The 24,193-nt window shown below is 63.8% G+C and carries 18 protein-coding genes; 4 read left to right on the top strand and 14 right to left on the bottom strand.

Annotated features, from left to right (window positions below; all coding sequences use genetic code 11):
- Positions 1 to 56: 56 nt before the first annotated feature.
- The 3 genes from phnC to ACYQ00_RS15750 all read right to left on the bottom strand — a co-directional run bounded on the left by phnC (position 57) and on the right by ACYQ00_RS15750 (position 2,768).
- Complete coding sequence (phnC, locus tag ACYQ00_RS15760) at positions 57 to 902, bottom strand: phosphonate ABC transporter ATP-binding protein (protein WP_460033056.1); 846 nt, start codon at positions 900 to 902, stop codon at positions 57 to 59.
- A gap of 11 nt (positions 903 to 913) precedes the next feature.
- Entirely contained in the window at positions 914 to 1,888 is a 975-nt protein-coding gene (phnD, locus tag ACYQ00_RS15755) for a phosphate/phosphite/phosphonate ABC transporter substrate-binding protein (protein WP_460033055.1), read from the bottom strand.
- A 292-nt stretch (positions 1,889 to 2,180) separates the two neighbouring features.
- Positions 2,181 to 2,768, bottom strand: a complete 588-nt coding sequence (locus ACYQ00_RS15750) for an arylesterase (protein ID WP_460033054.1) — start codon at positions 2,766 to 2,768, stop codon at positions 2,181 to 2,183.
- Between the two features lie 85 nt (positions 2,769 to 2,853).
- Between ACYQ00_RS15750 and ACYQ00_RS15745 the strand changes: the two genes are divergently transcribed.
- Positions 2,854 to 3,588, top strand: coding sequence for an ABC transporter ATP-binding protein (locus tag ACYQ00_RS15745; RefSeq protein ID WP_460033053.1), 735 nt, complete (start codon positions 2,854 to 2,856; stop codon positions 3,586 to 3,588).
- Entirely contained in the window at positions 3,585 to 6,197 is a 2,613-nt protein-coding gene (locus tag ACYQ00_RS15740; RefSeq protein WP_460033052.1) for an ABC transporter permease, read from the top strand. Before ACYQ00_RS15745 ends, ACYQ00_RS15740 begins: the two co-directional genes overlap by 4 nt.
- A gap of 62 nt (positions 6,198 to 6,259) precedes the next feature.
- Here ACYQ00_RS15740 and ACYQ00_RS15735 read toward each other — a convergent pair whose 3' ends face one another.
- From ACYQ00_RS15735 to ACYQ00_RS15700, 8 genes are all read right to left on the bottom strand, one after another.
- Positions 6,260 to 6,736, bottom strand: a complete 477-nt coding sequence (locus ACYQ00_RS15735) for a response regulator (RefSeq protein ID WP_460033051.1) — start codon at positions 6,734 to 6,736, stop codon at positions 6,260 to 6,262.
- 20 nt (positions 6,737 to 6,756) lie between these two features.
- Complete coding sequence (locus ACYQ00_RS15730) at positions 6,757 to 7,413, bottom strand: hypothetical protein (RefSeq protein ID WP_460033050.1); 657 nt, start codon at positions 7,411 to 7,413, stop codon at positions 6,757 to 6,759.
- 58 nt (positions 7,414 to 7,471) lie between these two features.
- A complete protein-coding gene (locus ACYQ00_RS15725) occupies positions 7,472 to 7,864 on the bottom strand; it encodes a response regulator (protein WP_460033049.1) in 393 nt (130 codons plus the stop codon).
- Entirely contained in the window at positions 7,861 to 9,600 is a 1,740-nt protein-coding gene (locus tag ACYQ00_RS15720) for a sensor histidine kinase (protein WP_460033048.1), read from the bottom strand. The genes ACYQ00_RS15725 and ACYQ00_RS15720 overlap by 4 nt, the downstream gene beginning before the upstream one ends.
- Positions 9,597 to 10,076, bottom strand: a complete 480-nt coding sequence (locus ACYQ00_RS15715) for a NifB/NifX family molybdenum-iron cluster-binding protein (protein WP_460033047.1) — start codon at positions 10,074 to 10,076, stop codon at positions 9,597 to 9,599. Before ACYQ00_RS15715 ends, ACYQ00_RS15720 begins: the two co-directional genes overlap by 4 nt.
- On the bottom strand, positions 10,069 to 11,328 hold the full coding sequence (locus ACYQ00_RS15710; protein ID WP_460033046.1) for a sigma 54-interacting transcriptional regulator: 1,260 nt from the start codon (positions 11,326 to 11,328) through the stop codon (positions 10,069 to 10,071). The genes ACYQ00_RS15715 and ACYQ00_RS15710 overlap by 8 nt, the downstream gene beginning before the upstream one ends.
- A 73-nt stretch (positions 11,329 to 11,401) precedes the next feature.
- A complete protein-coding gene (locus ACYQ00_RS15705) occupies positions 11,402 to 11,815 on the bottom strand; it encodes a DUF1634 domain-containing protein (protein WP_460033045.1) in 414 nt (137 codons plus the stop codon).
- Between the two features lie 36 nt (positions 11,816 to 11,851).
- Positions 11,852 to 12,751 carry a sulfite exporter TauE/SafE family protein gene (locus ACYQ00_RS15700; RefSeq protein ID WP_460033179.1) on the bottom strand — a complete coding sequence of 300 codons (900 nt, stop codon included), beginning with the start codon at positions 12,749 to 12,751 and terminating at the stop codon, positions 11,852 to 11,854.
- A gap of 451 nt (positions 12,752 to 13,202) precedes the next feature.
- Between ACYQ00_RS15700 and ACYQ00_RS15695 the strand changes: the two genes are divergently transcribed.
- Complete coding sequence (locus ACYQ00_RS15695) at positions 13,203 to 14,231, top strand: sigma-54 interaction domain-containing protein (protein WP_460033044.1); 1,029 nt, start codon at positions 13,203 to 13,205, stop codon at positions 14,229 to 14,231.
- Between the two features lie 195 nt (positions 14,232 to 14,426).
- Here the strand turns inward: ACYQ00_RS15695 and ACYQ00_RS15690 are convergent, their stop codons facing one another.
- Both ACYQ00_RS15690 and ACYQ00_RS15685 read right to left on the bottom strand, forming a co-directional pair.
- Positions 14,427 to 17,549 (bottom strand): efflux RND transporter permease subunit, encoded by a 3,123-nt coding sequence (locus tag ACYQ00_RS15690; protein WP_460033043.1) that lies wholly within the window; start codon positions 17,547 to 17,549, stop codon positions 14,427 to 14,429.
- A gap of 134 nt (positions 17,550 to 17,683) precedes the next feature.
- A complete protein-coding gene (locus tag ACYQ00_RS15685) occupies positions 17,684 to 18,946 on the bottom strand; it encodes an efflux RND transporter periplasmic adaptor subunit (protein ID WP_460033042.1) in 1,263 nt (420 codons plus the stop codon).
- Positions 18,947 to 19,111: 165 nt separating this feature from the next.
- On the opposite strand from ACYQ00_RS15685, the gene ACYQ00_RS15680 reads away from it, so the two are divergent.
- Positions 19,112 to 21,871, top strand: a complete 2,760-nt coding sequence (locus ACYQ00_RS15680; protein ID WP_460033041.1) for an ABC transporter substrate binding protein — start codon at positions 19,112 to 19,114, stop codon at positions 21,869 to 21,871.
- A 115-nt stretch (positions 21,872 to 21,986) separates the two neighbouring features.
- On the opposite strand, the gene ACYQ00_RS15675 is transcribed toward ACYQ00_RS15680, so the two are convergent.
- A complete protein-coding gene (locus ACYQ00_RS15675; RefSeq protein ID WP_460033040.1) occupies positions 21,987 to 24,188 on the bottom strand; it encodes a CHASE2 domain-containing protein in 2,202 nt (733 codons plus the stop codon).
- Positions 24,189 to 24,193: the final 5 nt, after the last annotated feature.

The raw sequence follows: 24,193 nt of genomic DNA, 5'->3' as shown, positions 1-24,193 counted from the left end.
GTCCCTTGGTTCAGGCTCTGCCACTGGCTGAATGTGCCACGTCAGGAGGCGCCATGTCAGGGATGCGCCTCGGCGGCGCGCAGGAGCAGGGGATGGCTGGACTGCTCTCCGGCGTGTTCCGCACAGTGAACGTCCGCTTCCGTGGGCAGGAGGGTGGCGCTCCAGTCTTCCTCGCCGTAGATGTCCGTGAGGGTCTGGACGGTCATTTCCTCTGGCGCACCCTGGAAGACGATCACCCCCTGCCGCAGGCCCACCACCACATCGGCAAAGTTCCTGGCCAGATTCACATCATGCAGGTTGATGATGGCCGGCAGCCTGCGCTCGCGGCACAGTTCCAGGATCAGCCGCATGATCTGCAGGGCGGTTTTGGGGTCCAGGCTGGCAGTGGGCTCGTCCACCAGCAGCAAATCCGGCTGCTGGATCAGCGCCCGGGCAATGCCCACCCGCTGGCGCTGCCCGCCGGAAAGCGCGTCGGCGCGTTTGTCCACAAACTCGCTCAGGCCCACGCGGTCCAGCAGCCGGTAGGCCTCCTCCACGGCATCGGCCGGAAAACGGCGCATGAGGCTGCGCCAGAAGCCAACATAGCCCAGCCGGCCGGACAGGACATTCTCCATCACCGTCAGGCGCTCCACCAGGGCGTATTCCTGGAAGATCATGCCGATGCGCCGCCGGGCGGCCCTGAGCGCCGCACCACGCAGGCGGGTCAGTTCCAGGTCGCCCAGATGGATGGTGCCGGAGGATGGTTCCACCAGACGGTTCACGCAGCGCAGCAGCGTGCTCTTGCCAGCCCCGCTGGGGCCGATCAGGGCCACGACCTGCCCTGGCTCGACACCCAGCGAGACCTGCCTGAGCGCTTCGTCACCGGTGGGGTACCGCTTGCAGAGGTGTTGCAGACGAAGCATGCGACCCTCAGCTACTGGCACTTGTACGAGACGCCGGTGGCGGCGTCGATGGTGCGGATGACGGCCCAATGATCCTTGAAGCTGATGGGGATGAACTTTGCTTCCTCGCTCTTGCCAAACTCCGCGGCCAGGGGGGAGCCTTCCCAGTTATAGGAGAAGAAGGCTTCCTTGATCTTGGCGGCCAGCTCGGGCTTGAGGTTGTAGACGTAGCCGTAGCCGGTGGTGGGGAAGGTCTGGGACTTGTACACGGTGAAGAGCACGTCGCCATCCACTGCCTTGCGTTCAACCATGCGCTTGAGCACGGAGTTGGCCACGGCGGCGGCGTCATAGTCCTTGTTGGCCACGCCAAGGATGGAATTGTCGTGCTTGCCGGAGAAGGCGGTCTTGAAATCCTTGTCCGCTTCCAGGCCGAATTCCGCCTTGAGGATGGCCGAGGGAGCCTTGAAGCCGGAGTTGGAGGTGGGCTGGGTAAAGGCCATGGTCTTGCCCTTGAGGTCTTCAATCTTCTTGATGCCGGAATCCTTGCGGGTGATGATTTCCATCTCATAGCCGAAGGAACCATCGGCCGAGGCCATCATGGCAAAGGGCACGAATCCGGCGCAGTTCACGGCCAGGGGGTTGGAGCCGGTGTTGAAGCCGGCGATGTGCAGGCGGCCGGCGCGCATGGCTTCCAGCTGGGCAGCGTTGGACTGGACCGGGAAATAGGTGACCTTCTTGCCGGTGACCTTTTCCATGTGCTTGAGGAAATCATCCCACACGCCGCGGTAGACTTCGGGGTCTTCCACGGGGGTGTAGGAGAAGATCAGCGTGTCGGGGTCAATGAGTTTGGCGGAATCCGTGGGGACATCGGCCACCAGGTCGCCATTGCGGTCGCAGAACCGGACATCCAGATCGCCGCGGGGGCAATCTTCCTGGGCCAGGGCCACGGTGGCAAACACGCCAAGCAGCATCACACACAACAGACACGCAGAGACAAGACGAGACATGACATCCTCTCCTGGGTTGCAGACTTCGGGGAGTTGGCAGGCTTGGGAAAGCACGCAGAACATCTTGATGCGGGGGGTGCGACAGGATGAAAGCGCAACTATCAGACTGCAGCCAGAAGTACACAACGGATGTCACAACTCAGTTGCGAACGAGTGACAAATACGTCTCCTTGCCGCTCGCTACAGATCAGACCCATCATCTTACGTAAATAGCATAAACGGATAACGACATTCGCAATATCAAGACAAGGCAGAGGGATACCCGGTCGTACCCCAGGCCGATGGCGCGGGGCTACTTGCCCGTGCGTCCCAGCAGTTCCTCCACCTTTGGCAGAATGCCTTCCACGATGACGCGGATGCCGCGGGCGTTGGGGTGCAGGCCGTCCGGCAGATTCAGGGCCGGATCCTGGGCCACGCCTTCCAGGAAGAACGGATAGAGCACCGCGTCGTACTCTTCGGCCAGGGTGGGATAGAGGATGTTGAAGGCGCGGGTGTAGTCCTCGCCGTAGTTGGCCAGGGCGCGCATGCCGGCCAGGAGCACGGGGATGCGTTTTTGCCGGAAGAGTTCCAGCATGGAGGCCAGGTTGGCCTCGGCGATGGCCGGGTCCTCCCCACGCAGCATGTCGTTGGCGCCCAGCTCCAGGATGGCCGCGTCCCAGGGTTCTTCCAGCAGCCAGGGCAGCCGGTTCAGGCCGCCGGTGGTGGTGTCTCCGGAAACACCGGCATTGACCACGGTGACGTTCCAGCCCTCGGCTCTGAGGGATTGTTCCAGGACCGCAGAAAAAGACGCCTCGGGCGGCAGGCCGTACCCGGCGGTCAGGCTGTCGCCAACGGCCAGCAGGCGCAGGGGGCGGGCTTTCTGGTGTGTATAATCGTTCATGTCAGCCATCGATGGTTGCGCCGTCATTAAAAGAAGATAGAGTGCGCCAAAGAGCACCCCGAAGCATCTCAAAGGATTATACCACATGATTGCAGACTCCGGTAACGGCTCGAACTTCACTCCCGGGCCGCCGCTCGCGGCCATGCGCGGGGTTTCCCTTACCGTACAAGGCGGCAGCGGCGCGGTCAACGTGCTGCGGGAGTTGTCCATGGACCTTGGCCACGGCGAAACCGTGGCCGTGACCGGGCCGTCTGGTTCCGGTAAAACCACCATGCTCATGGTCCTGGCCGGGCTGGAACGACCCAGCGCCGGGCAGATCGTGGTGGATGGCGAAGACCTGACCCGCCTGGACGAAGACGGTCTGGCTCGTTTTCGCCGCGGGCGCATGGGCATCGTCTTCCAGGGCTTTCATCTGGTGCCGACCATGACTGCCCTGGAAAACGCCGCCCTGCCCCTGGAACTGTCCGGCGATCCCCAGGCCACCATCAAGGCCGCCGCAGCCCTGGACGCCGTGGGCCTGGGCCAGCGCCTGCGCAACTATCCGGCCCAGCTTTCCGGCGGCGAGCAGCAGCGCGTGGCCATTGCCCGGGCCTTTACCCCCCGCCCCAAGCTGCTCCTGGCCGATGAACCCACGGGCAATCTGGACGCCGCCACGGGCGAGCTGGTCATGGAACTGCTCTTTTCCCTGCAACGCGAACATGGGGCCACGCTGCTGCTGATCACGCACGACATGGGTCTGGCCCACCGCTGCGACCGCATCCTGCGCATGCGCGACGGCGTGTTGCAGACGGCTGCCGCAGCCGGAGTGGCCACGACATGAGCGCCCTCTCTTCCCGGTCCTCCCCTGTTGCCCGCTTCCGCCTGGCGCTTCGTCTGGCCCGGCGGGAGTTGCGCTCCGGCCTGGCCGGTTTTGGCGTGTTCCTGGCCTGTCTGGCCCTGGGTGTGGGAGCCGTGGCCACGGTGGGGGTGGTTTCTTCCTCCATGGACGCCACGCTGGCCCGCGACGCCCGCGTCCTCTTTGGCGGGGATGTGAGCGTCTCCCAGACCCACCTGCCCCTGGCCGTCAATGCCACGGGCTTCCTGCGCGCCCAGGGCGCCGTGACCAACATCATCTCCATGCGGACCATGCTGCGACCCGAGCCCCGTCCCGGCGAGCCGCAGGCCCCGGGCGCGCGCCGTTCGCTTCTGGTGGAACTCAAGGCCGTGGAGCCGTCCTATCCGCTTGTGGGTATGGTCGAGATGGATGGCGGCGGCACGCTGGCCGAGGCCCTGGCAGTGCAGGACGGCATCCCCGGTGTGGCCCTGGAGCGGGCTGCCCTGTTGCGACTGAAGCTCCGGGTGGGGGATCATGTCCGCCTGGGCCGGGCCGTGCTGCGCATCGGTGGGGTGATTGCCAAGGAACCGGACCGGCCGGCCGGCTTCCTGGGCCTGGGCCCGCGGGCCATGATCGCCGCGGATACCTTGCCGGCCACGGGGCTGCTCCAGCCCGGCAGCGTGGTCACCTATGCGGCCCTGCTTCGTCTGGATGATCCGCGCCGCCTGGACGCCGTGCAGGCGGAGCTCAAGGCCCGATACGCCGAGCCCGGCTGGCGGGTGCGGAACGTCCGGGAATCCAGCCCCGGCCTCTCGCGCTTTTTCAACAACTTTGCCAGTTATCTTACCCTGGTAGGCCTGGCTTCCCTGCTGGTGGGCGGCATCGGCGTGGCCAACGGCGTACAGGGCTATCTGGCCCGCAAGGATACCACCATCGCCACCCTCAAATGCCTGGGGGCTTCCCGCCGGCTGGTCACCACAACGTACCTGCTGCAGGTGGCGGCCCTGGCGCTTGTGGGCAGTCTCATCGGCTGCGGCCTGGGCGCAGGCGGCGCCGCCGTGGTGACGCCGCTGTTGTCCGAAGCCGTGGGCATCGACGTGGCCCTGACCCTCCACCCTGCCCCGCTGCTCACGGCCATTGCCTATGGCCTGCTCACGGCCCTGGCCTTTGGACTCTGGCCGCTCTCTGCTGCAGGGAGCATCTCGCCGGCGCAATTGTTCCGGGGCTATGCCGAGGTTGGCGACGGCGACTCCCCCGGCCGGTCCTCCCGTCGTCCTTCCTGGACCGCCCGGCTGGGCAGCCTGGCCTGTGCCCTGCTGCTGGTGGGGCTGACACTGCAGGGCGCGCAACAGGGCGCCACCTTCCGCACCACCCTGGGTTTTTACGGTGGCGTGCTGGCCACCATGCTTGTCTTCCGTCTGTTTGCCTGGCTGCTCATGCGGCTGGCCGCCCGGCTGCCCCATCCAAACAACCCGCGGCTGCGCATGGCCCTGGCCAACCTGCACCGGCCCGGCGCGGCCACGCCGGCAGTGGTGTTCTCATTGGGCCTGGGGCTGACCATCCTGGCGGCCATCTCCCTGGTGGATGGCAACCTGCAGTACGCCATCGCCACCCAGTTCCCCAGCCGCGCGCCCTCGTATTTCTTCATCGACATCCAGCACACCCAGATCGACCAGTTCCGCGCCCTGGCCGCGTCCATTCCCGGTGTGGGACGCGTGGAGGACGAACCGTCCCTGCGCGGACGGATTGTCCGCATCGATGGCGTGCCCGTGGACCAGCGGGAAATCGGCGAGGACGCCCAGTGGGCCGTGCGTGGCGACCGCGGGCTGACCTTCGCCGCCACACCGCCCCGCGGCTCACGCATTACCGCCGGCGAATGGTGGCCGGCGGATTACAACGGCCCGCCGCTCATGTGCCTGGAGGCGAACATCGCCCAGGGCTTTGGCGTGGGCGTGGGGGATACGCTGACCGTGAGTGTGCTTGGCCGTGAGGTGACGGCCACCATTGCCGTCCTACGCAATATTGACTGGACATCGCTGGCCCTGAACCACGCCATCGTCTTCACCCCCAATGCCCTGGCCGGCGCGCCGCACGCCTACATCGCCACGGCCTATGCCGAGCCCGAGGCCGAGGGACCGCTCTTTGAAGCCGTGACCGAGGCCATGCCAGGTGTGGTGGCCGTGGGGGTCAAGGAGGTGCTGGCCGATGTGCAGCGCATCGCCGAAACCATCGGTCTGGCCGTGCGGGCGGCCGGGCTGGTGACCGTGGCCGCAGGCATTCTGGTGCTGGCCGAAAGCCTGCGGGCCAACCTGCAGCGCCGGCGCTACGAAGCCGTGGTCTTCAAGGTGCTGGGGGCCACGCGGTTGGACATCCTGCGCGTGCTGCTCTGGGAGTTTCTGCTTCTGGGCGTGGCGGCGGCCCTGGTAGCCGCGGCCCTGGGGGCGGGACTGGCCTGGCTGTTCACGGAGTTCGTGCTGCGGACCCAGTACGTGCTGCTGCCGGTTCCCCTGGCCGCCAGTCTGGGAGCAGGCGTGGCAGCCACCCTGGTGCTGGGGCTCTGGGCCGTGCGCAGCGTGCTGTCGCGCAGCGCCTGGGAGTTTCTGCGGAACGAATAGAACCGGAAAGAGCAAGGAGTGGGGGAACCGAATCCCCCCGCTCCTTGCCCCTCATGGGACGGCTACTTGCCGGAACGATCCTTGAGGCCGTCGTCGATCATGGACTCGTTGGCGCTGTCGAAGTCGCCGGCTTCGGCAAAGGCGGCGGCCACCATCATGCCTTCCAGCTTCTTCTGGTAGGCGTTGGTGATGGAGAAGATCAGGGCATCGATGTCCACGGGCTTTTTCATGTATTCGAAACAGCCGATGCGGGTGGCTTCTTCCTTGTCCTTTTCCGTGCCGTGCCCGGTGAGGATGATGACCTGGACCTTGGGATTGGCCTTGCGCACGTGGCGCAGCACTTCCATGCCATCGATGCCGGGCATGCGCAGGTCCAGGACCATGACGTCCGGCACGCTCTTTTTGATCATCTCCAGCCCTTCCTCGCCGGAGAGGGCCACCTGGGGCTTGAATTCCCGCAGGCGCAGCCGCTCGGCAAGGGTGTTCACAAAGCTCTCTTCATCATCCACGAGCAGCAGCTTGATATTCTTGGCAGGCATTGTACTCTCCTTGGAGTTGTTCACAGAGTGCAGTTGCAGGGACAGCCCTGGCGCAGAAGCTCCACGCGGCAAACGCGCCGTCTGCCGTCTGAGCGTGGCACATCCTCACAGGTCACCCGGAAGCCCGGCAGCCGTTCCTTGAACGCCGCGTCCACAGCGTCCAGGGGCAAGGCATCGCCGGCGTCGGTATTCCAGGACCATTCCAGGACCAGCGCCCCCCCGGCCAGGGACGGCCGCAGGAGCACATTCGCCCCCCGGGGGGCGACTACAAGGCAGACCTCCATGCTTTCCAGGCACATGAAGGCCAGTTCACTGGCAGAGACCCCGGCGCGCTCGGGGGCTTTGCATTCATCCATTTCAAGCACCAGCCGCTTGGACCGGGCCCTGCGGCGGGCCAGCTGCAACAGCTGGCGCAGCATGGGCAGGCAGGGGGCGCTTTCTTCCTCGCATTCCAGCAAGGCGCCATAGCGCTTGACGGCCTCGGCCAGGGCTCCGCCGCGGGCCACCTGTTCCTGGATGGCGGCGGCGATGCTTTCGAAGCGGGTTTTGGTGTGGGGATCCAGTTTTTTTTCCTTGGCGGCCAGCCGCAACAGGTCATGCATGAGCCCGGCGTTTTCCTCGATCACAGCCAGCACGTTGAGCATGTCGTGCATGGCCGTGGCGCTGACGCCGGTCATGAGGCAGAGCTCCCGCAGCTCCCTCGTCGGGAAGGCCTGCGGCGGAGCGGACTGCGAGTTATTCCGTGAACCCTGCGGCATCCATGGCCTCGGTAATCTTGGCGAGCAGGTCGTCTATGTTGATGGGTTTGACCATGTAATCATAGGCCCCCAGCCGCATCCCCTCCATGGCGTCCCGCGTGGCGCCATGCCCGGTAAGCAGGATGACCTGCACCTGCGGATGGCTGAAGCGCAGTGTCCGCAGCACATCCAGGCCCTTCATGCCGGGCATGAACATGTCCAGGATGACCACATGCGGGGGCCTGGCGTGAATGCGGGAAAGCGCCTCCTGCCCGTCGTGAACCACCTCGGGTTCGATGTCGCGCAGGCTCAGCCGCTCTGCCAGGGTGGAGACGAACTCCACCTCGTCATCCACCAGCAGGATCCGCCATTTGTCTCGGTCAAGGGTCATGCGTTCACTCCTCCCTGGCCGTGCGCCACTGGAAGCAAAATGGTGAAGGTGGTGCCCAGGTTGGGCTTGGAGGTCAGGGCAATATCCCCACCCAGGCGCTTGATGATGCCATAGCTGATGGACAACCCAAGCCCGGTGCCCGCGCCTTTTTTGGTGGTGAAGAAGGGTTCGAACACATGCCGCTGCACCTCGTCGCTCATGCCGCAGCCATTGTCCTTGATGGAAATGCCCACGGTATCGTCATCCTGCTTCCAGGTGGCGATGGCGATATGCCCGCCATCCTGCACGGCGGCGAAGGCGTTGTTGAGCATGTTCAGGAACACCTGCTGCAGCTGGCCGCGGTCGGACTCGATGGCCGGCAGCGCCTCTTCCAGGGTCAGGCTCAGCTCGATGTTGCGGTAGGCGCCCTCGCGTTCCAGGAAGGAAGCCGTTTCCTTGAGCACATCGTTGACCTGGATGGATTCGATGTTCACGTCCATCTGCCGGGCAAACCCGAGCATGCGGTGGGTGATGTTGCGGCAGCGGGTCACGGCAGCGGCGATGGCGTCAATCTGCTTGATAAAGCGGTCTTTTTTGGGGAACTCGGCCTCCAGGGCCAGGAGATCCTTCATCAACCCCGCTTTTTCATTGATGATGGCCAGGGGGTTGTTGATTTCATGAGCCACGCCGGCAGCCAGGCGGCCGATGGAGGAGAGCTTTTGGGAATGCTCCACATGCCGGAAGGCCAGGGCCCGGCGTTCGTCGCTTTCCTTGAGGCGGGCGATGAGGTCGCCGGTGATCTTGTACGCGACCATCAGAATAAGCAGAATACTGGCCACCAGCAGGATGGCCAGATCGGCTCGGAAGAGTCCCTTGGTGGAAAAGGCCGCGCCCTTGGGCTTGATGGCCATGAGCACGTATTCGCTATCCGGAATGTACGTGTAAGCCATCAGTGAATCCTGGCCGTCCGGGGCCTTGAAGTCCACCACCTGCGTTTCATAGCTTGTCCGCGGCATGGGGAAAGGAATGGGCTGCAAGAGCGAGCCGTAAAAGGCGGAATCCGTCTGCAAGATGCCATGCTTGTTCAGCAAAAAGGCATCACTGCCCGGGGAGATGCCCATGGCCGCGATGAGGCGCTCGTACTGGCGGGTGTCCACGGTGGCGCGCAGGGTCCACCACTGGCCATCATTGGCCAGCTGGCGGACGACGATGGCGATGTGCGGGTACTTGCGCAGGCCGGTAAAGACATCGGTGATGTAGCTGCCGTGCAACGCCGCCTCGCGGAACCAGGGCTGGTCGGAATAGTCTTTGCCTTTGAGGTCATAGGGACCGACGTAACTGACCTGCTGGCCCTGCTCGTTGATGAGCCCCATGTCCACAAACCCGCTGAACTTCTGGCGCATGACCTCGAAGATGTCCGCCAGGGCGGCATTGTTGCTCAGACGCTCCACCGGATACGCCGAGGCGATGAAGCTGACGGCCGAGGTCCGCTCCGCAAAAAACAGCTCAAAGGAATTCTTGGTCTTGCTGACCAGCGCCCGCAACGGGGCTTCGAACTCCTTGGCTACAATAGTCTGATAAATCTGATAGTTGATGACCGTCAGCACGCACAGCGGCAGCACGGCCACGCCCAGCAGCAGGGCCACAATCTTGCGGCGCAAAAGCCGATAGCGTGCGGCGGGCACATTTTCAAAGCGTTCAATCTGTTGCGCAGACATCTGGCCGCGCGCAGCCGGCTTTTCGACGATGGTCATCATGCCGCGCCTCCTTCCCCTCCCGCCACGGCGGCGGCCCCCTGCTGCGGAGGATAGAGAATGGTCCCAGCCTGCAACGTGCCGGCAGCAAAGCGCTGCAGGGCCTCCTCGGCCGGTCCCAGGACATCGTCAATCACCTCCACCCGCTTCCAGCGAAGGTAGTGGTAGTGATCTTCCGGAATGCCGTTGGCCACCACGGCCGAGACGCCATGGACCAGAATGAACTCGCACAGCTCATCGGCCGAGGCTCGCGGAAGCACTATGGTCTCGCAGGAGGCGACCATGCCGCCCTCCACCCCGGCGCCGGCCGGTATTTCCTGATCCGCCGGAACTGCCGGAACTGCCGGAGCTGCCGGGACTGCCGGAACCGCGGGATCAGCCGGGTCCAGCACTTCAGCCAGCAATACGGCCAGGGTCGCGTCGAACCGCGGGGCCACGTCCTCGCCGGCCAGAGGAATCAGCACCCGGCGGCTAGCCATGCTGCTCCCCCGTGTGGCCGCGCCCGGCGGGCTTGCCTGCTCCCGCCGCCATTGCCAGATGGGGCGGCAGGTGTTCTGCGCGGATCTGCCCGCCCTGGCAGACCATGACTGCGTATTCCACGATGTTTTTCAACTCTCTGATGTTGCCTGGGAAGACGTATTGCGTCAACGCCGTTTGTGCGTCCAGGGCAAAACCGTCGATCTTGCGGCGCAGGGAATTGGCGCTATGTTCCAGGAACCGTTGGGCAAGATACAGCACATCCCCCTCGCGTTCCCGCAGGGGCGGGATCTGGATGCGGAAGGTGTCCAGTCGTGTGGCCAGGTCCACCCGCAGTCGACCCTGGCGGATGAGGCTTTCGGGGTCGGCATTGGTCGCGGCCAGGAGCCGGCACTGCACCGGCACTGCCGTCTTGCCGCCCACCGGGGTGATGGCGCCTTTCTCCAGCATGTGCAGCAGCCGCTGCTGATGCGGCATGGGCAGGTCGCCCAGCTCGGCCAGGTACACCGTGCCCCCGCCGGCCTTGCGGAACGCGCCGGGCAGGTCCTTGTCCACCCAGGGCAGGGCGCCTTCCACCGCACCGAAGAGCTCCAGGTCCAGGAGCGTGTCCGGCATGGGGCTGACGTTGACGCGGACAAACGGCTCGCGCGACCGCGGGGAGAGCGCGTGCGCCACCTCGGCAAACACGTCCTTGCCCACGCCCGTTTCCCCGCAAAAGAACAACGGGGCGTCGCTGCGGGCCAGGGAGGGCAGCACTTCCAGGAGCTTCTCTATCTGCGCCGAGCGTCCCAGGATCCGGCCGCTGCCGCCAGGGCTGCGGAACCCCCGCGCACACCGGGCGCATTCATCGCCATTGGCGGCAATTTCTTCCATGATTTCAATCCGAAACGGACCAGCTCCCGAAACAGGCGCAAGGGGCATGCCTGTAAGCCGCACCGGCAGGACACGACGTCCGGCGGCCAGGAGATCGGTTTCCACATTGATGAGTGCACCTGGGGACTCCGGGGGCGTGCAGCCATGCATGCAGCGCCGCGTCCGCACCACCTGGGCGCAGGGCAGCCCCAGGCACTGCTGACGGGAACGGCCCGTCAGCTCTTCCATCCGGCGGTTCATGTACAGCACCCGCCGGCTGGCATCCATGACCACCACCCCGTGCGGGTAGCCGTCAAAAGCGCCCAGGAAGTCCCTGGCGCAGGTGGTCTGCGCCAGGTTCTCCAGGGGGGGAAGGCTTGTGGCATGCGGTGCGGTCATCATGAATCCTGCCCCACAGGTGTGTCCAGTTGCGTCGTGATGCGGCGAGTGCGCTTCGCCGGTGGCAGCCTTGGCCCTAGTGCGCTCCGCCGCCGACGATGCCGGAGGCGGCGAAGATGAGCACCAGCACCTCGCCCAGGGCGATGAAGGCCATGGCCTTGTCGCCCTTTTTCAAAAAGGCAGGCACCAGAGGGATATAGGCGATAATGGTCATTCCGGCCAGCAGGGCGATGCCCAGAAAATTGACAAAGTCGCCCGAGCCCAGCAGGCCAACCCAGCCCCAGCCATGGGGCACATTGCCTTCGTGCAGGTAATCCGCGGCGTTGCCCGTCCACAGGTGCATCAGCTTTTCCAGAGGGACATGCGGCTCCAGAATGCCGGACACATACAGCAGGAAGGTCAGGGCCATGAGCCCCAGACCGGCGATGTTGCCGTAATACAGCATGTTTGCGTAATTAATCTGCTCTTGGGGCGTCTTGATCTCAGACATGATATGTTCTCCTGAATGCGTTCCCGTTCGCGGAAGTTAGATGCCCAGGCCCTTCATCAGCGCCTTGCCGCCAGCAAACAGCAGCACGCCGATGACCATGTAGCGAATGAACTTGGGCTTGGCCTTGGCCAGCAGGTTCACGCCCACGAAGGAGCCGCACATCAGCCCGATGATGGAAGGAATGGTGATGAGCGGGATCACGCAGCCCTGATTCAGATACACCCAGGCGGCCGAGGTGTCCGTGATGGACAACAGGAACTTGGAGGTGCCCACGGCAATCTTGAGCGGCGCGCCCATGAGCAGGTTCAGCACCGGCACGTTGGCCCAGCCGGCGCCCAGGCCGAACATGCCGGCCATGACGCCGATGACGATGAAGAGCAACAGGCCCTGCAAGGTGCGGTGGGTCTTCCATTCCACCTGTTCACCGGTGGAGGCGTCGAAATACATGCCGGACATGCCCAGGGCCGCGCCAAGCCAGTCCTGCTTTTCCACATGGGGCTTGGTGACGTTCTTGGAGGTCAGCAGCAGGATGGCGATGAACAGGATGGTCCCGCCCAGGCAGAGCTGCACCACATTGGTAGGCAGGGCCAGACCCATGAACGCGCCCACGATGGAACAGCTGGAGGCGATGAGCGCCACAGGCAGGGCCAGACGCAGACTGGCCAGGTTGCGGCGCAGCAGGCCCGGCCCGGCGGCCAGGGCTCCGGCCAGGGCCACCATCAGGCCCGTGCCGCGCACGAAGTCGAGATGGAAGGGAAAAAAGCCACTGACCAACGGCACAAAGAGCACGCCGCCGCCCACGCCGGCCAGCACGGCGATGACGCCCAGCACAAAGCTGAACACAACCAGCGCGATGGGCCATACCCACCAGGGTGTGGTGCTCTGCGCGCCTGCCTCGGCCTGGGCCAGGGTTTCATGGGGCAGAAAGCCCAGCATGCACGCCACCGACACCACCAACAGAAGCGCCAGCAGCACTCCCGTCCTTTTCTTTTGCAAACTCATGGTTGCCACGTTCCCTCCCGGGGTGATCAGGGGTTTCGGGTGTGGGGTCCGCCTCGTTTTTGCCGCGGATAGCGCGCATCCCCGGCCAGGAGCAGGCTGGACGACCTGCCGAGTCGCGACCCCGACCATGCACCGCGCATGGCTTGTTATAATCCTCACGAGCAACCATTGTGCCAAGCACAACCCGAGCATTCATGCGGTTTTTCCTGGACACTCCCGGCAATAACCGGCAAATTACTTCCGGGATGCGGCACGGTGTTGCCGATTGCAACACCTTCGCCTGCCGAACATCCCTCCTCGCGGGGAGGTCTTTGGCGCGAAAGACTCACTCCCTGGCTTTGATTCGCATCGTGACGAGAGGAACATGCGCGCCAGGAGCTTTGCCATGTCTTCCCCAGAGGCGCTTGCCGGCAATTCTTTTCCGCTTCCGCCCCACCCGCTATTGGCTGACGTGCCCGAGACGCTTATCGAGGGCATGGACCTCATTATTTGCTCCCCGGCCATGCAGGCCACGCACCGCGTGGCCGTGCAGGTGGCCGCCTCGGATGCCCCTGTACTCATCCAAGGCGAATCCGGCACAGGCAAGGAGCTTTTCGCCCGGCTCATCCACGGCCATTCCGGCCGCAGCGCCAAGCCGTACGTGGCCGTCAACTGTGGGGTGCTCAAAGGCGAGCTGTTTGCCGACAAGTTCTTTGGCCATGAGGCCGGCGCCTTTACCGGCGCCCACCGGCTGCAAAAAGGCAGCTTTGAGCTGGCCGAGGATGGCTCGCTCTTTCTGGATGAAGTTGGTGAAATTCCACCGGAAAATCAGGTGGATTTTCTTCGCGTGCTGGAGGAACGGCGCTACAAGCGCCTGGGGGGCGAAAAGCTGCTGCCCTTCAAGGCCCGCATCATCGCGGCCACCAATCGTGACCTTACCGACATGGTCCGCCGTGGCGAGTTCCGGGCGGACCTGTTCTACCGGCTCAATGTCATCCCCATCGTCCTGCCGCCGTTGCGCATGCGCCGTGAGGAAATCCCACCCCTGGCCACCTTTTTTCTGGAACGCTTCTGCCATCGGTATCACAAGCGGGATCTGGCCTTTGCCGAAGAAACCATGGTTCGCCTGACCGCTCACCACTGGCCCGGCAATGTCCGCGAGCTGAAAAATCTCGTCGAGCGTCTCGTGCTCCTGGCCTCGGGCGGAAAAATTTTGCCGGACGACTTGCCCCTGGACATGGACGCCACCCACGCCCTCGGCGACCAGCAGCCCCCGCCTGCCTGCCTGAGTCTTGACGCTGCCGTGCGCGAAGCCGAGCTGCGGGCCATCCGCCGGGCCCTCCATGCCACCAAGGGCCGCAAGGCCGAGGCTGCCAGGCTCCTCCAGATCAGCGACCGCGCCCTACGCTACAAGATGCGCGAGCACGGGATGTGAACGGAAGAAAAGAAAGAAAAAGAGAAAGAGAGAACCGGGGGAACTGAGTTCCCCCGGGCCCCCTCCAAAAGGTGTGGGCCTACGGGGGATCATCTGATCCACCCGAAGGCCACACGCACAAGGGGGCCCAGGGGGGGATTATCCCCCCTGGTTCTCTGTCTTTTTTCCGCCTCTTCTTCCTTCGCTCTCTTCCGGCTATTTCTTGCCGGTCAGCTTGTTCACGGCGACGTACAAGGCGGGGATGACGAAGACGCCGCAGAGTGTGGCCACGAGCATGCCCGAGGCCACACTCACGCCCAGGGCGATGCGCGAGTTGGCGCCCGCGCCGCTGGCCAGCACCAGGGGCAGCACGCCGAGGATAAAGGCAAAGGAGGTCATGAGGATGGGCCGGAAGCGCAGCCGGGCGGCGTCCATGGCCGCCTCCATGACGGTCTTGCCCTGTTTGTGCTGGTCGGCCGCGAACTCCACGATGAGGATGGCGTTCTTGGCGGCCAGCCCCACAAGCATGACCAGACCGATCTGCGCGTAGACGTTCAGATCCAGCCCGTGGAGCATCTGTCCCAGGAAGGCCCCCAGGGCGGCCAGGGGCACGGAGAGCATGACTGCAAAAGGCAGAGACCAGCTCTCGTACAGCGCCGCCAGCACAAGGAAACAGAACAGCACGGCCAGACCGAAGACGAGGCCTGCCTGCCCCGAGGCCTTGACTTCCTGATAGGCCGAGCCACCCCAGTCATAGGAATAGCCTTGCGGCAGGTTGGCAGCAGAGAGTTCCCGCAGCCTGGCGATGGCCTGGCCGGTGCTCACGCCCGGGGCCGGCACGATGTTGATTTCCGCAGTGCGGTACAGGTTATGCCGCTTGGTGAATTGCGGACCGGTGATGCTGGCCGCGTCCACCAGGGTGGAGAGGGCGATCATGTCGCCAGCGGCGCTTTTCACGTAGAAGCGGCCCATGTCTTCCGGGGTGACCCGGAACTCGGGCATGGACTGCAGCATGACTCGGTAGCTTCGACCAAACATATTAAAATCATTCACATACAATCCACCAAGATAGATCTGCAGCGTCTGGAAGATTTCGTTCACCGGCACACCCAGGCCCTTGGCCTTTTCGCGGTCCACCAGGGCCTCGATCTGCGGGGTGGAGACGTTGTAGCCAGTGAAGACGGCAGCGAACATCTTTTCCTTGCGGCAGGCAGCCATGAAGTCACCGGCCACCTTGGCCAGATCTTCCGGCGTGTTGCCACCGGTATCCTGCAGCAGGTACTGGATGCCGCCCACGTTGCCCACGCCAGGGATGGGCGGCTTGGTGAAGATGAAGGTCTCGGCCTCCACCAAATCCTTCAACGCCTGGCGCGCCTTGGCCACGATGGCGTTCAGCTGCAACGCCGGTGTCTTGCGCTGGCTCCAGTCCTTCAGGTTCACGATGGCGCAGGCCACGTTGGAAGAGTTGATCCCGGTGGTCATGGAAAAGGCGCCCAGGAGAATCACATCCTGCACGCCGTCCATGGCCAGCAGGCGGTTTTCCATCTCGGCCACCACCTTCTGGGTCCGCTCCTGGGAGGCGCCCTGGGGCAGGGTCAGTTCGGCAAAGAACACGCCCTCATCTTCCTCGGGCACAAAGCCGGTGGGGAGGGATGTGCCCAACAGCCCCGAGCCGGCATACGCCGCCACCAGCACGATGGCCGTGAGTAGCAGTTTGCGGGAAAAGAGCCCGGCAAAGCTGACGTAGCCCGTGGTGGTGCGGTCGAACACGGTGTTGAACTGGCGGAAGAACCAGGCCAGTGGCCCGCGACCGCCACCCTGCTTGCCCGGTTTGAGGAGCAATGCGCAGAGCGCCGGCGAAAGCGTCAGGGCGTTGATGGCCGAGATGAGCACCGAGCCGGCCAGGGTCAGGGCGAACTGCTGATAGAGCTGGCCGGTCAGCCCGGTCATGAAGGCCAGGGGGACGAACACCGAGTTCAGCGCAAAGGTCACCCCGATGATGGCCCCGGTAATCTCGCGCATGGCTTGCCGGGTGGCTTCCTTGGGGGTCATGCCCTGCTCAATGTGATGCATGGCCGCCTCCACCACCACGATGGCGTCGTCCACCACAATGCCGATGGCCAGCACCAGACCAAAGAGGGTCAGCGTGTTGATGGAAAAGCCCAGCGGTCCGAAAAGCGCAAATGTGCCGATGATAGACACGGGCACGGTGATGAGCGGGATGATCGTCGCCCGCCAGCTCTGCAGAAAGATGTACACCACCAGGAAGACCAGGATCACGGCCTCCACAAACGTATGCACCACTTCTTCAATGGATACGGTGACGAACTTGGTGGCGTCATACGGGATGGAATAGGACAGACCCACCGGGAAGCGCGAGGAAAGCTCCTCCAGGGTGGCGGTTACCTGCGTGGCCACGTCCAGGGCGTTGGCCGAAGGCAGCTGGTAGATGATCAGCAGGGCGGAGGGTTTTTTGTTCAGATGCCCATAGGAGGTGTAATCCTTGGCCCCCAGTTCCACGCTGGCCACGTCCTTGATGCGCACGGAAGTGCCGTCCGGGCGGGCCACAAGGATGATTTCCTGGAATTCCTCGGGGGTGATCAACCGTCCTTTGACGCGGATGGGCAGCTGGAACTGCGTACCTTGCGGCGCCGGCGGCATGCCCAGCTGGCCGGCCGGGGCCTGGACGTTCTGTTCTTCGATGGCGTTGTAAATGTCCGTGGCCGAGAGCCCCAGGCGCATGAGCTTGTCTGGATCCACCCAGATGCGCATGCCATAGTCCCCCGCGCCCACGAGGTTGATGGCCCCGACGCCGGGGATACGGGCCAATGTATCCTGAATGTTGATGGAGACGTAGTTGGAGAGGAAGAGGTCGTCCAGGGAGCCGTCGGGCGAGTAGACGCTGACGACCATGACCATGTCCGGCGATTTCTTCTGGATGTTCAAGCCTTCCTTGATAACGTCCGAGGGCAGCTTGGAATTGGCCAGGCTGACGCGGTTCTGCACGTCCACGTTGGCCAGATCCAGATCGCGGCCAATCTCAAAGGTGGTGGTCAGGGTCATGCTGCCGTCGTTGGCGCTGACGGAGTCCATGTACATCATGGCTTCCGCACCGTTGACCTGCTGCTCGATGGGCGTGGCCACGGTTTCTTCCACCACCGTGGCGGTGGCGCCGGAATAGGTGGCGGAAACGCTCACCGTGGGTGGCGCAATTTGCGGGAACTGGGCGATGGGCAGGCGCATGATGGACATGACGCCCACCAGCACCATGATGATGGCGATAACCCCGGCCAGAACCGGCCTGTCGATGAACAGATTCCCTTTACTGCCTTCAGCCATGCGGTTTCCCCTCCGGAACTCGCCGTCTTGGAGTGCCTTGCATCAGCAACGGGTCGTGCGACGGGCCGTCGGGGGCATGCCTGGGCGTGTCCAGGCGGCAGCCTGCGCTCGTTGCCATTGTCGTGTGGATCAGCTTACTGCTGCTTGAGCGTGACCTTCATGCCAGCCCGCAGCCGCTGTGCGCCATCCACCACCACGGTTTCCCCGGCGGCAAGGCCTTCGGTGATGACCATGCGATCGCCCACGCGGTCCCCGGTCTTGATCTTGCGCTGCTCTGCCGTGGAGTCATCCTTGACCACGAAGACATAATTCATGCCCTGCATGGTTTGGATTGCCCGCTGCGGCACAGTGACGGCGTTTTGCAGGGTGTCCGCCTCCACGCGGATGCGGGCGAACTGGCCGTCGCGCAAGAGCGTGTCGGGGTTGGGGAACTGGACACGGATGGTCAGCGCCCCGGTGGCAGCGTCCACGGTGCTGCCGACCATGTTCAGCACGCCATCTTCACCATAATGGCTGCCATCCGCCAGGGTCAGCTGAAATGCAGTGGGGTCGCTGGCGCCTTTTTGTTTTTCGCGTTCAATGCGGCGGCGGGCCACCTGGATGTAGTCTTTTTCATCCAGCTGAAAGACGACGTAAATGGGGTCGATGGTGGTGATGGTAGCCAGCAGCGTGCTCTCGCTGCGGCCGACCAGGCTGCCGGTCTTGACCTGGGCCGTGCCGATGCGCCCGCTGACCGGGGCATACATTTTGGTATAGGAAAGATTGAGCTGCGCCTGGGCCAGTTGGGCTTCGGCAGCCTCCACCGCGGCCTGGCTGCGGGCAATCTCCGATTCCTGATTCACTTCGGCCTGGGTCAGGAGGGCCTTGTTGGCCTCCACCACAGCGGCAGACTCGCGCTCGGCAGTCACGGTCTGGTCGTATTCCTGTTTGCTGACAAAATCATTGGCCACCAGACTCTTGTAGCGCTTCACATCCAGCTGGTTGTTGGTCCAGGTGGCGATGCTCTTGGCCAGATCGGCCCGGGCTTTCAGCACCTCCACCCCGCGCTTGGCCGCCTCCAGGTCGGTCTTGGCCTGGTTCAGACTGGCCTGGGCATTGCGCACGGACTCGTCAAACTGGGAAGGATCAATGGTAAAAAGCAGGTCGCCCTTTTTGACGGTACTGCCTTCAACAAACTCGATGGAGGCCAGATACCCTTCCACCCGGGCGCGGATCTCCACGCTTTCCGCCGCTTCCACGCGGGCCGGATACTCCCGGTAAATTGGTACGTTATTGGCTGTGGCCTTTTCTGCCTGCACCTCCACGGCCTGCGGCGCCGCCTGCCCCTGGGCTGCAACGCTGCTGGCGAATGCAGGAAGACACTGGACAAAGAGTCCCAGCGCCAATATCCACAACACAAAAGGCCGCCTGTTCCTGCCACCCCGGCACATCACACGGCCCCAACCCCCCAACGCCCTCACGCCATGGCAATTCTCACGCCGCATTGTTTTCCCCTGGTAACCCGATGCCACACGCCCATAACGCGCATGCTTGCGCAGTCCTTATCCTGGATTTCCAATAGCATGATTCGCAGGTCAGGGAAACCGTTTTTCTCCTTGAATGGATGGGGGTTCCTCTTTTTCCTCCTGGCGCTGTGCCCCCTCAATGCCGCGGCGGCGCAGCCGGGATCCCAGCGCGACCCCACCTGGCGGCACGTGCTGTACCTCAATTCCTATCAAAACGGGTACAGCTGGTCCGACACCATCCTCCAGGGCGCGCGGGACCGTTTCGCCAGCGCCCCCTACAGCGTGGACCTGCAGGTTGAATACCTGGACGCCAAAAAATTCCCCCTTGAGGAACTGCAGGGCGTGTACACCGAACTTTTCCGCAAAAAGTTCGCCAACCAGAAATTCCACGCCATCATGGTCTCGGACAACAATGCCTATGACTACATCCTCGCCGAGGGCGAAAAGCTCTTTCCTGGCGTGCCCGTCATCTTTTCAGGCATCAATGACTTCAAAGCGGAAGAAATCTTAGGAAAACAGAATATTACCGGCGTACTGGAAAACGTGCCCGCCAGGGAAACCCTGGCCGCAGCCCGCCGCATGCATCCCTTTCGCTCCACCGTGCATGTGGTGGGCGACACCTCTGTCACCTCCCGGGCCATTACCGCGCAAATACGCGAAGGCGCAGCTTTTTTTTCTGATGCGATGCGGTTTTCCTACCATGAGATCACCTCCTTTGACGACCTGAACAGCCTGCTCGCCCAGGTCGACGACCAATGCATCCTCTATTACATCCCCTTTTACATCGCAGAAGGCGGGCACAGCCACAGTGTGGAGAATGTGCTCGAATACATTTACAAAAACACCTCTGCCCCCATTTACACCAGCTGGCTTTTCTTCCTCGGTCACGGGGCCCTTGGCGGCAGGCTCCTGGACGGGCACGAGCAGGGCCGCGCCGCCGCAGACATGGTGGTCCGCATTTTCGACGGGGAGCAGATGGAAAATATCCCCATCGTCAACGGTACAGCCAACCAGTACATTTTCGATTACCGCGTGATGCAGAAACTGCATGTGCGCGAGAGCATGCTGCCGCCGGACAGCCAGCTCATCAACGAACCCTCCCCCTTCTACGAACTCGACAAGCAGGTCTTCTGGACCCTGATGATCAGCATGGCCGCCATGGGCACCGTGCTGGTGCTCCTGGCCAGAACCATCATCCAACGACGGCGGGTGGAACAGCAGGTGGTGGACCAGCTCTCCTTCATGCGCCTGCTCACGGACAACATCCCGCAGCTTGTCTACTGGAAAGATCATGAATGCCGATATCTTGGAGCAAACAAATCCTTCGTGGAATTCTTTCACCTGGGGGACCCGGAAACAGTGGTGGGGCTGACCAACCGCGACCTCATGTCCAGCGACCACTACGCCGTGCGTGGCGAGGCCGAGGACCGGGAGGTCATCGCCAGCAATCAGCCGAAATACAAAATGATCTGGAACGTGGACCGCCGGGACGACGTGCCTGTGACCCTGGAGGTCAGCAAGGTCCCCTTGCATGACAAGACCGGCAACGTCGTGGGCGTGCTTTCCTCGGCCGAGGACATCACCCGCCGCGTGAGCCTGGAGCGCCAGTTGCTCCAGTCGCAAAAGATGGAGGCCATCGGGGCCTTCGCTAGTGGTATTGCGCATGATTTCAACAATCTGCTCACCACCATCACCAACTCCATCGAGCTGGCCATGCTGGATATCCCAGACAGGGCCGAGGCTTCGGACGATGCCGCCCGTGCCCTCAAGGCCGCCCGCCAGGGTCGCGATCTGGTCCGCCAGCTCCTGACGTACACCCGCCCCACCCGCGAGGGCCTGGAGCCCACGGATGTGGCCCGCGTGGTCCGCGACGCCGTCAGCCTGGTGCGGGCCAGCCTGCCGGCCGCCATCCGGCTGGAGGAGGATATTCCTGACGAACTGCCCCTGTGTCTGGTCAACCCGGCGCAGATCCGTCAGATCGTCATGAACCTCTGTTCCAACGCCTATCAGGCCATGCGCCAGACCGGCGGGGTCATTGGCGTTTCCCTGGATCTCGTGGATATTTCCGAAGACCGCGCCGACGTGTTGCGCGTGGCGCCAGGGCCCTTCCTGCGTCTGGCCGTGCAGGACAACGGCCCGGGCATCCCTCAGGAAATCATCAACAAAATCTTCGATCCCTTCTTCACCACCAAGGACAAGGGCGAGGGCACCGGCCTGGGGCTGGCCGTGGTGCAGGGCATTATCGCCGCCCACAAGGGCTCGGTCACCCTGACCAGCACGCCCTTCCTGCGCACCGTGTTCGATATCTACCTGCCGTTTCAGGAAGAAGACGCCGTGGCCGGCCCGGTGGAGGAGCTGCAGGCCGTGCCGGGGACGCAGTCGGTGCTGTTCTTGGAAGACAACCAGGACCAGCTGCGGACCATCCCCCGCGCCCTGACCCGGCTGGGCTATGCCGTGCGCGCCTTCCCGGCCGCGGCCGAGGCTCTGGAGGCCCTGGCCGGCACCGTGGGCGGCACCATTGGCTATGATGTGGTGGTCACAGACTATGACATGCCGGACATCAACGGCGCGGAATTCGCCCGGGCCCTGGAGCAGCTGTTCCCGGACATTCCAGTGCTCATGGTTTCGGGCCGTGGCACGGCCGTGGAAGCCGCCCGCAGCGTGCCGGCCATCAAGCAGGTGCTGCTCAAGCCGTACAGCGTGGCCGACCTGACCCGAGCCATCCAGGAGGTGGCGCCGCGCCAGCCGGTGGCCTCTGCGAAAATATCCTCCCGGACACTGCCCCCGGAAAAGAAGTCGCGCAAGCGGTCAGGATAGGGTTGCGCCCTCAAAATATACCTGCCCTGAGGACGCAACATCGGCCGCCAGAATCCCCGCATTCTGGCTGACGATCCTCATCTCGGGGACATGCCACGCACCATCCGGCGGAACACTACTTGCTGGTCATCACCCACACGCCGGCCCAGTCTTTGGGATGGGCTTCCTGCATTTCCAGGCATTTTTCCGCATAGGCCGCGGCCGGTGGGTCCTGGGCGGCAAGTTCCAGAAAAAGCTCGCGCGCCGCTGCAAAGCGCCCCTCGTAAAACGCCGCCAGGGCGTTCTCAAACCGCGCCAGGGCCTCGACCCGCGTGACAGTGTCGGCCACGCCAAGCAGCTCATGCACCACCACCGGCTTGGCCTTGCCCTTGACCTGCACCCGTCCCAGCTCCCGGAACCGCACCGTGGCATCAAGCGCCTGCCCGCAGGCCTCACGCGAGGCGGCAGAGCACATGGTGAAGGTTCCGAATTGTTTATTCAATGATTCCAGGCGAGAAGCCAGATTCACCGCATCGGAGATCATGGTGTAATCGAACCGCGTGCTCGATCCCAGATTCCCCACGATGGCTTCCCCGGTGTTCACGCCGATGCGCATGCGCGGGGCCGCGCCCAGCCTGGCCTGATAGCGCGGCCGGAGTTCTTCCAGCCGCTGCTGGCAGCGCAGGGCCGAACGCAAGGCCCGCGCGGCATGATCGGGCTGATCCAGCGGTGCATTCCAGAAGGCAATGATGGCATCGCCCTCGTATTTGTCCACGGTGCCGCCCTCTTCCAGAATAATCTCTGTCATGGCTGAGAGATAGTCGTTGAGGAACCGGGTGACTGTCTCGGCGTCCAGGTTCTCCGAAAGGGTGGTGAAGCCTTCCAGATCCGAAAAGAAGATCGAGAGGGTGCGCCGCTCCCCGCCCAGGCTGAGTTTTTCCGGGTGCTGGATGAGCTGCTCGATGACCGCCGGGTGCAGATACTGCTGGAAGGCGTTCTTGATGAAACGTTTCTGCTGGCCTTCCAGGGCGTAATTCATCAACGCGCTCACGGTGAAGGCGCCCAGCGCCCCGGCCGCAGGAGCCACCATGGGCAGCCACAGCCCCTGCTGATAGGCCAGCAGACTGCCGGCCACGGGCAGAGGCAGCACCAGCAGAAAGGCCCCGGCCTGACTCCAGGCTGAAACCAGCAACGCGCCGGCCATGGCCGCCAGCAGGCAGCAGACAGAAATGACGGCCCAGGCCTGCCAGGGCTCGGCCTTGCGCAGGGCGTCGCCAGAGAGCAGGTTGTCCAGCAAGGTGGCCCAGAATTCCACGCCCGGATAGGTCCCGCTCACAGGTGCGGTCCGCAGATCCATCAGCCCTGGCGCGGAAAAACCAAAAAACACGTAGCGGTCGCGCAACTCCTCAGGATTAATCGACGTATCGCCGCCCGTGCCATTGCCTGTACCTGTGCCCGGGTCCATGGCCTGGAGCACCTGGGCGGCGCTGTAGGCCTTGTGCGTCCCCGGGGGGCCGCGAAACCGCAGCAAGGCCTCGGCGGAATGGTCAATGGGAATTCTCGCACCATCCACCTCGAAAAAACGATCCGCAAAATTCAGCTGCAGCCAGCGCTGTTGCCCGCCCACCAGCAACGGTGCGAGCCCCAGGGAGGGGACCACGTGGCCATCGAACAGGGAGATGAGCGGCACCTTGCGCACCACGCCGTCCTCATCGCCGGAAGCCTGCACCGTGCCGAGCATGGCCATGGCGTTGCCCAGTTCTGGAAAAGGAAAGGCCGCGCGGGGATAGGCCAGCTGCTGCGCCAGGGCCGCGGGCATGGCCTCCAGCCCCTGGATGGCCAGCTGCGGCCGTTTGAGGCCATCGGGCCAGCGGGTGTCTTCCCCACTCTCGCGGCCGAGAAACAGCGCGCCGAGCATGCGCCCGGAGCCTGCCGCAGCCTGCACCAGGGTGGCGTCGTCCTCGGGCCGGTCGCGGGCCTGGTTTTCGGTGAAGAGCACATCAAAAGCCACGGCCCGCACGCCCTGGCTGGAAAGCCAGGAGACGATGGCCGCATAGAATTCGCGAGGCCAGGGCCAGGCGACGCCGTACACCTGCTCGGCCCAGCCCAGGCTGTCCTGATCCAGCAGGACCAGCCGGATCTGGTCCGTGGCCGCGCCAGGAGCAGCCAGGATCCGGACCCGCCAGTCCCAGGTGCTGTCTTCCCAGCTTTGGTAAAAACCTTGCTGCTGCAGCAGGATGGTCAGCAGAAAACCACCCAGGCCCGCCACCACGGCGCGCCGCCAGCGGTGATGCAGCAGGCCGGAAAGGCCCTTGCCGAACGCGCCTGCGCCTGCCACGTGGT

The organism is Megalodesulfovibrio paquesii, from assembly GCF_054653055.1.
Note: the sequence above shows the minus strand (reverse complement) of the source record. Positions and strands in the feature narration are given on the sequence as shown.

What these genes read in the sequence shown, in the direction of transcription:
- ACYQ00_RS15720 (WP_460033048.1), bottom strand. Translation starts at nt 9,600, where the DNA reads ATGATGACCATCGTCGAAAAGCCGGCTGCGCGCGGCCAGATGTCTGCG.
- ACYQ00_RS15750 (WP_460033054.1), bottom strand. Translation starts at nt 2,768, where the DNA reads ATGAACGATTATACACACCAGAAAGCCCGCCCCCTGCGCCTGCTGGCC.
- ACYQ00_RS15710 (WP_460033046.1), bottom strand. Translation starts at nt 11,328, where the DNA reads ATGATGACCGCACCGCATGCCACAAGCCTTCCCCCCCTGGAGAACCTG.
- ACYQ00_RS15730 (WP_460033050.1), bottom strand. Translation starts at nt 7,413, where the DNA reads ATGACCGGCGTCAGCGCCACGGCCATGCACGACATGCTCAACGTGCTG.
- ACYQ00_RS15700 (WP_460033179.1), bottom strand. Translation starts at nt 12,751, where the DNA reads ATGCTGGGCTTTCTGCCCCATGAAACCCTGGCCCAGGCCGAGGCAGGC.
- phnD (WP_460033055.1), bottom strand. Translation starts at nt 1,888, where the DNA reads ATGTCTCGTCTTGTCTCTGCGTGTCTGTTGTGTGTGATGCTGCTTGGC.
- ACYQ00_RS15695 (WP_460033044.1), top strand. Translation starts at nt 13,203, where the DNA reads ATGTCTTCCCCAGAGGCGCTTGCCGGCAATTCTTTTCCGCTTCCGCCC.
- ACYQ00_RS15725 (WP_460033049.1), bottom strand. Translation starts at nt 7,864, where the DNA reads ATGACCCTTGACCGAGACAAATGGCGGATCCTGCTGGTGGATGACGAG.
- ACYQ00_RS15740 (WP_460033052.1), top strand. Translation starts at nt 3,585, where the DNA reads ATGAGCGCCCTCTCTTCCCGGTCCTCCCCTGTTGCCCGCTTCCGCCTG.
- ACYQ00_RS15715 (WP_460033047.1), bottom strand. Translation starts at nt 10,076, where the DNA reads ATGGCTAGCCGCCGGGTGCTGATTCCTCTGGCCGGCGAGGACGTGGCC.
- ACYQ00_RS15690 (WP_460033043.1), bottom strand. Translation starts at nt 17,549, where the DNA reads ATGGCTGAAGGCAGTAAAGGGAATCTGTTCATCGACAGGCCGGTTCTG.
- phnC (WP_460033056.1), bottom strand. Translation starts at nt 902, where the DNA reads ATGCTTCGTCTGCAACACCTCTGCAAGCGGTACCCCACCGGTGACGAA.
- ACYQ00_RS15705 (WP_460033045.1), bottom strand. Translation starts at nt 11,815, where the DNA reads ATGTCTGAGATCAAGACGCCCCAAGAGCAGATTAATTACGCAAACATG.
- ACYQ00_RS15745 (WP_460033053.1), top strand. Translation starts at nt 2,854, where the DNA reads ATGATTGCAGACTCCGGTAACGGCTCGAACTTCACTCCCGGGCCGCCG.
- ACYQ00_RS15735 (WP_460033051.1), bottom strand. Translation starts at nt 6,736, where the DNA reads ATGCCTGCCAAGAATATCAAGCTGCTGCTCGTGGATGATGAAGAGAGC.
- ACYQ00_RS15680 (WP_460033041.1), top strand. Translation starts at nt 19,112, where the DNA reads ATGATTCGCAGGTCAGGGAAACCGTTTTTCTCCTTGAATGGATGGGGG.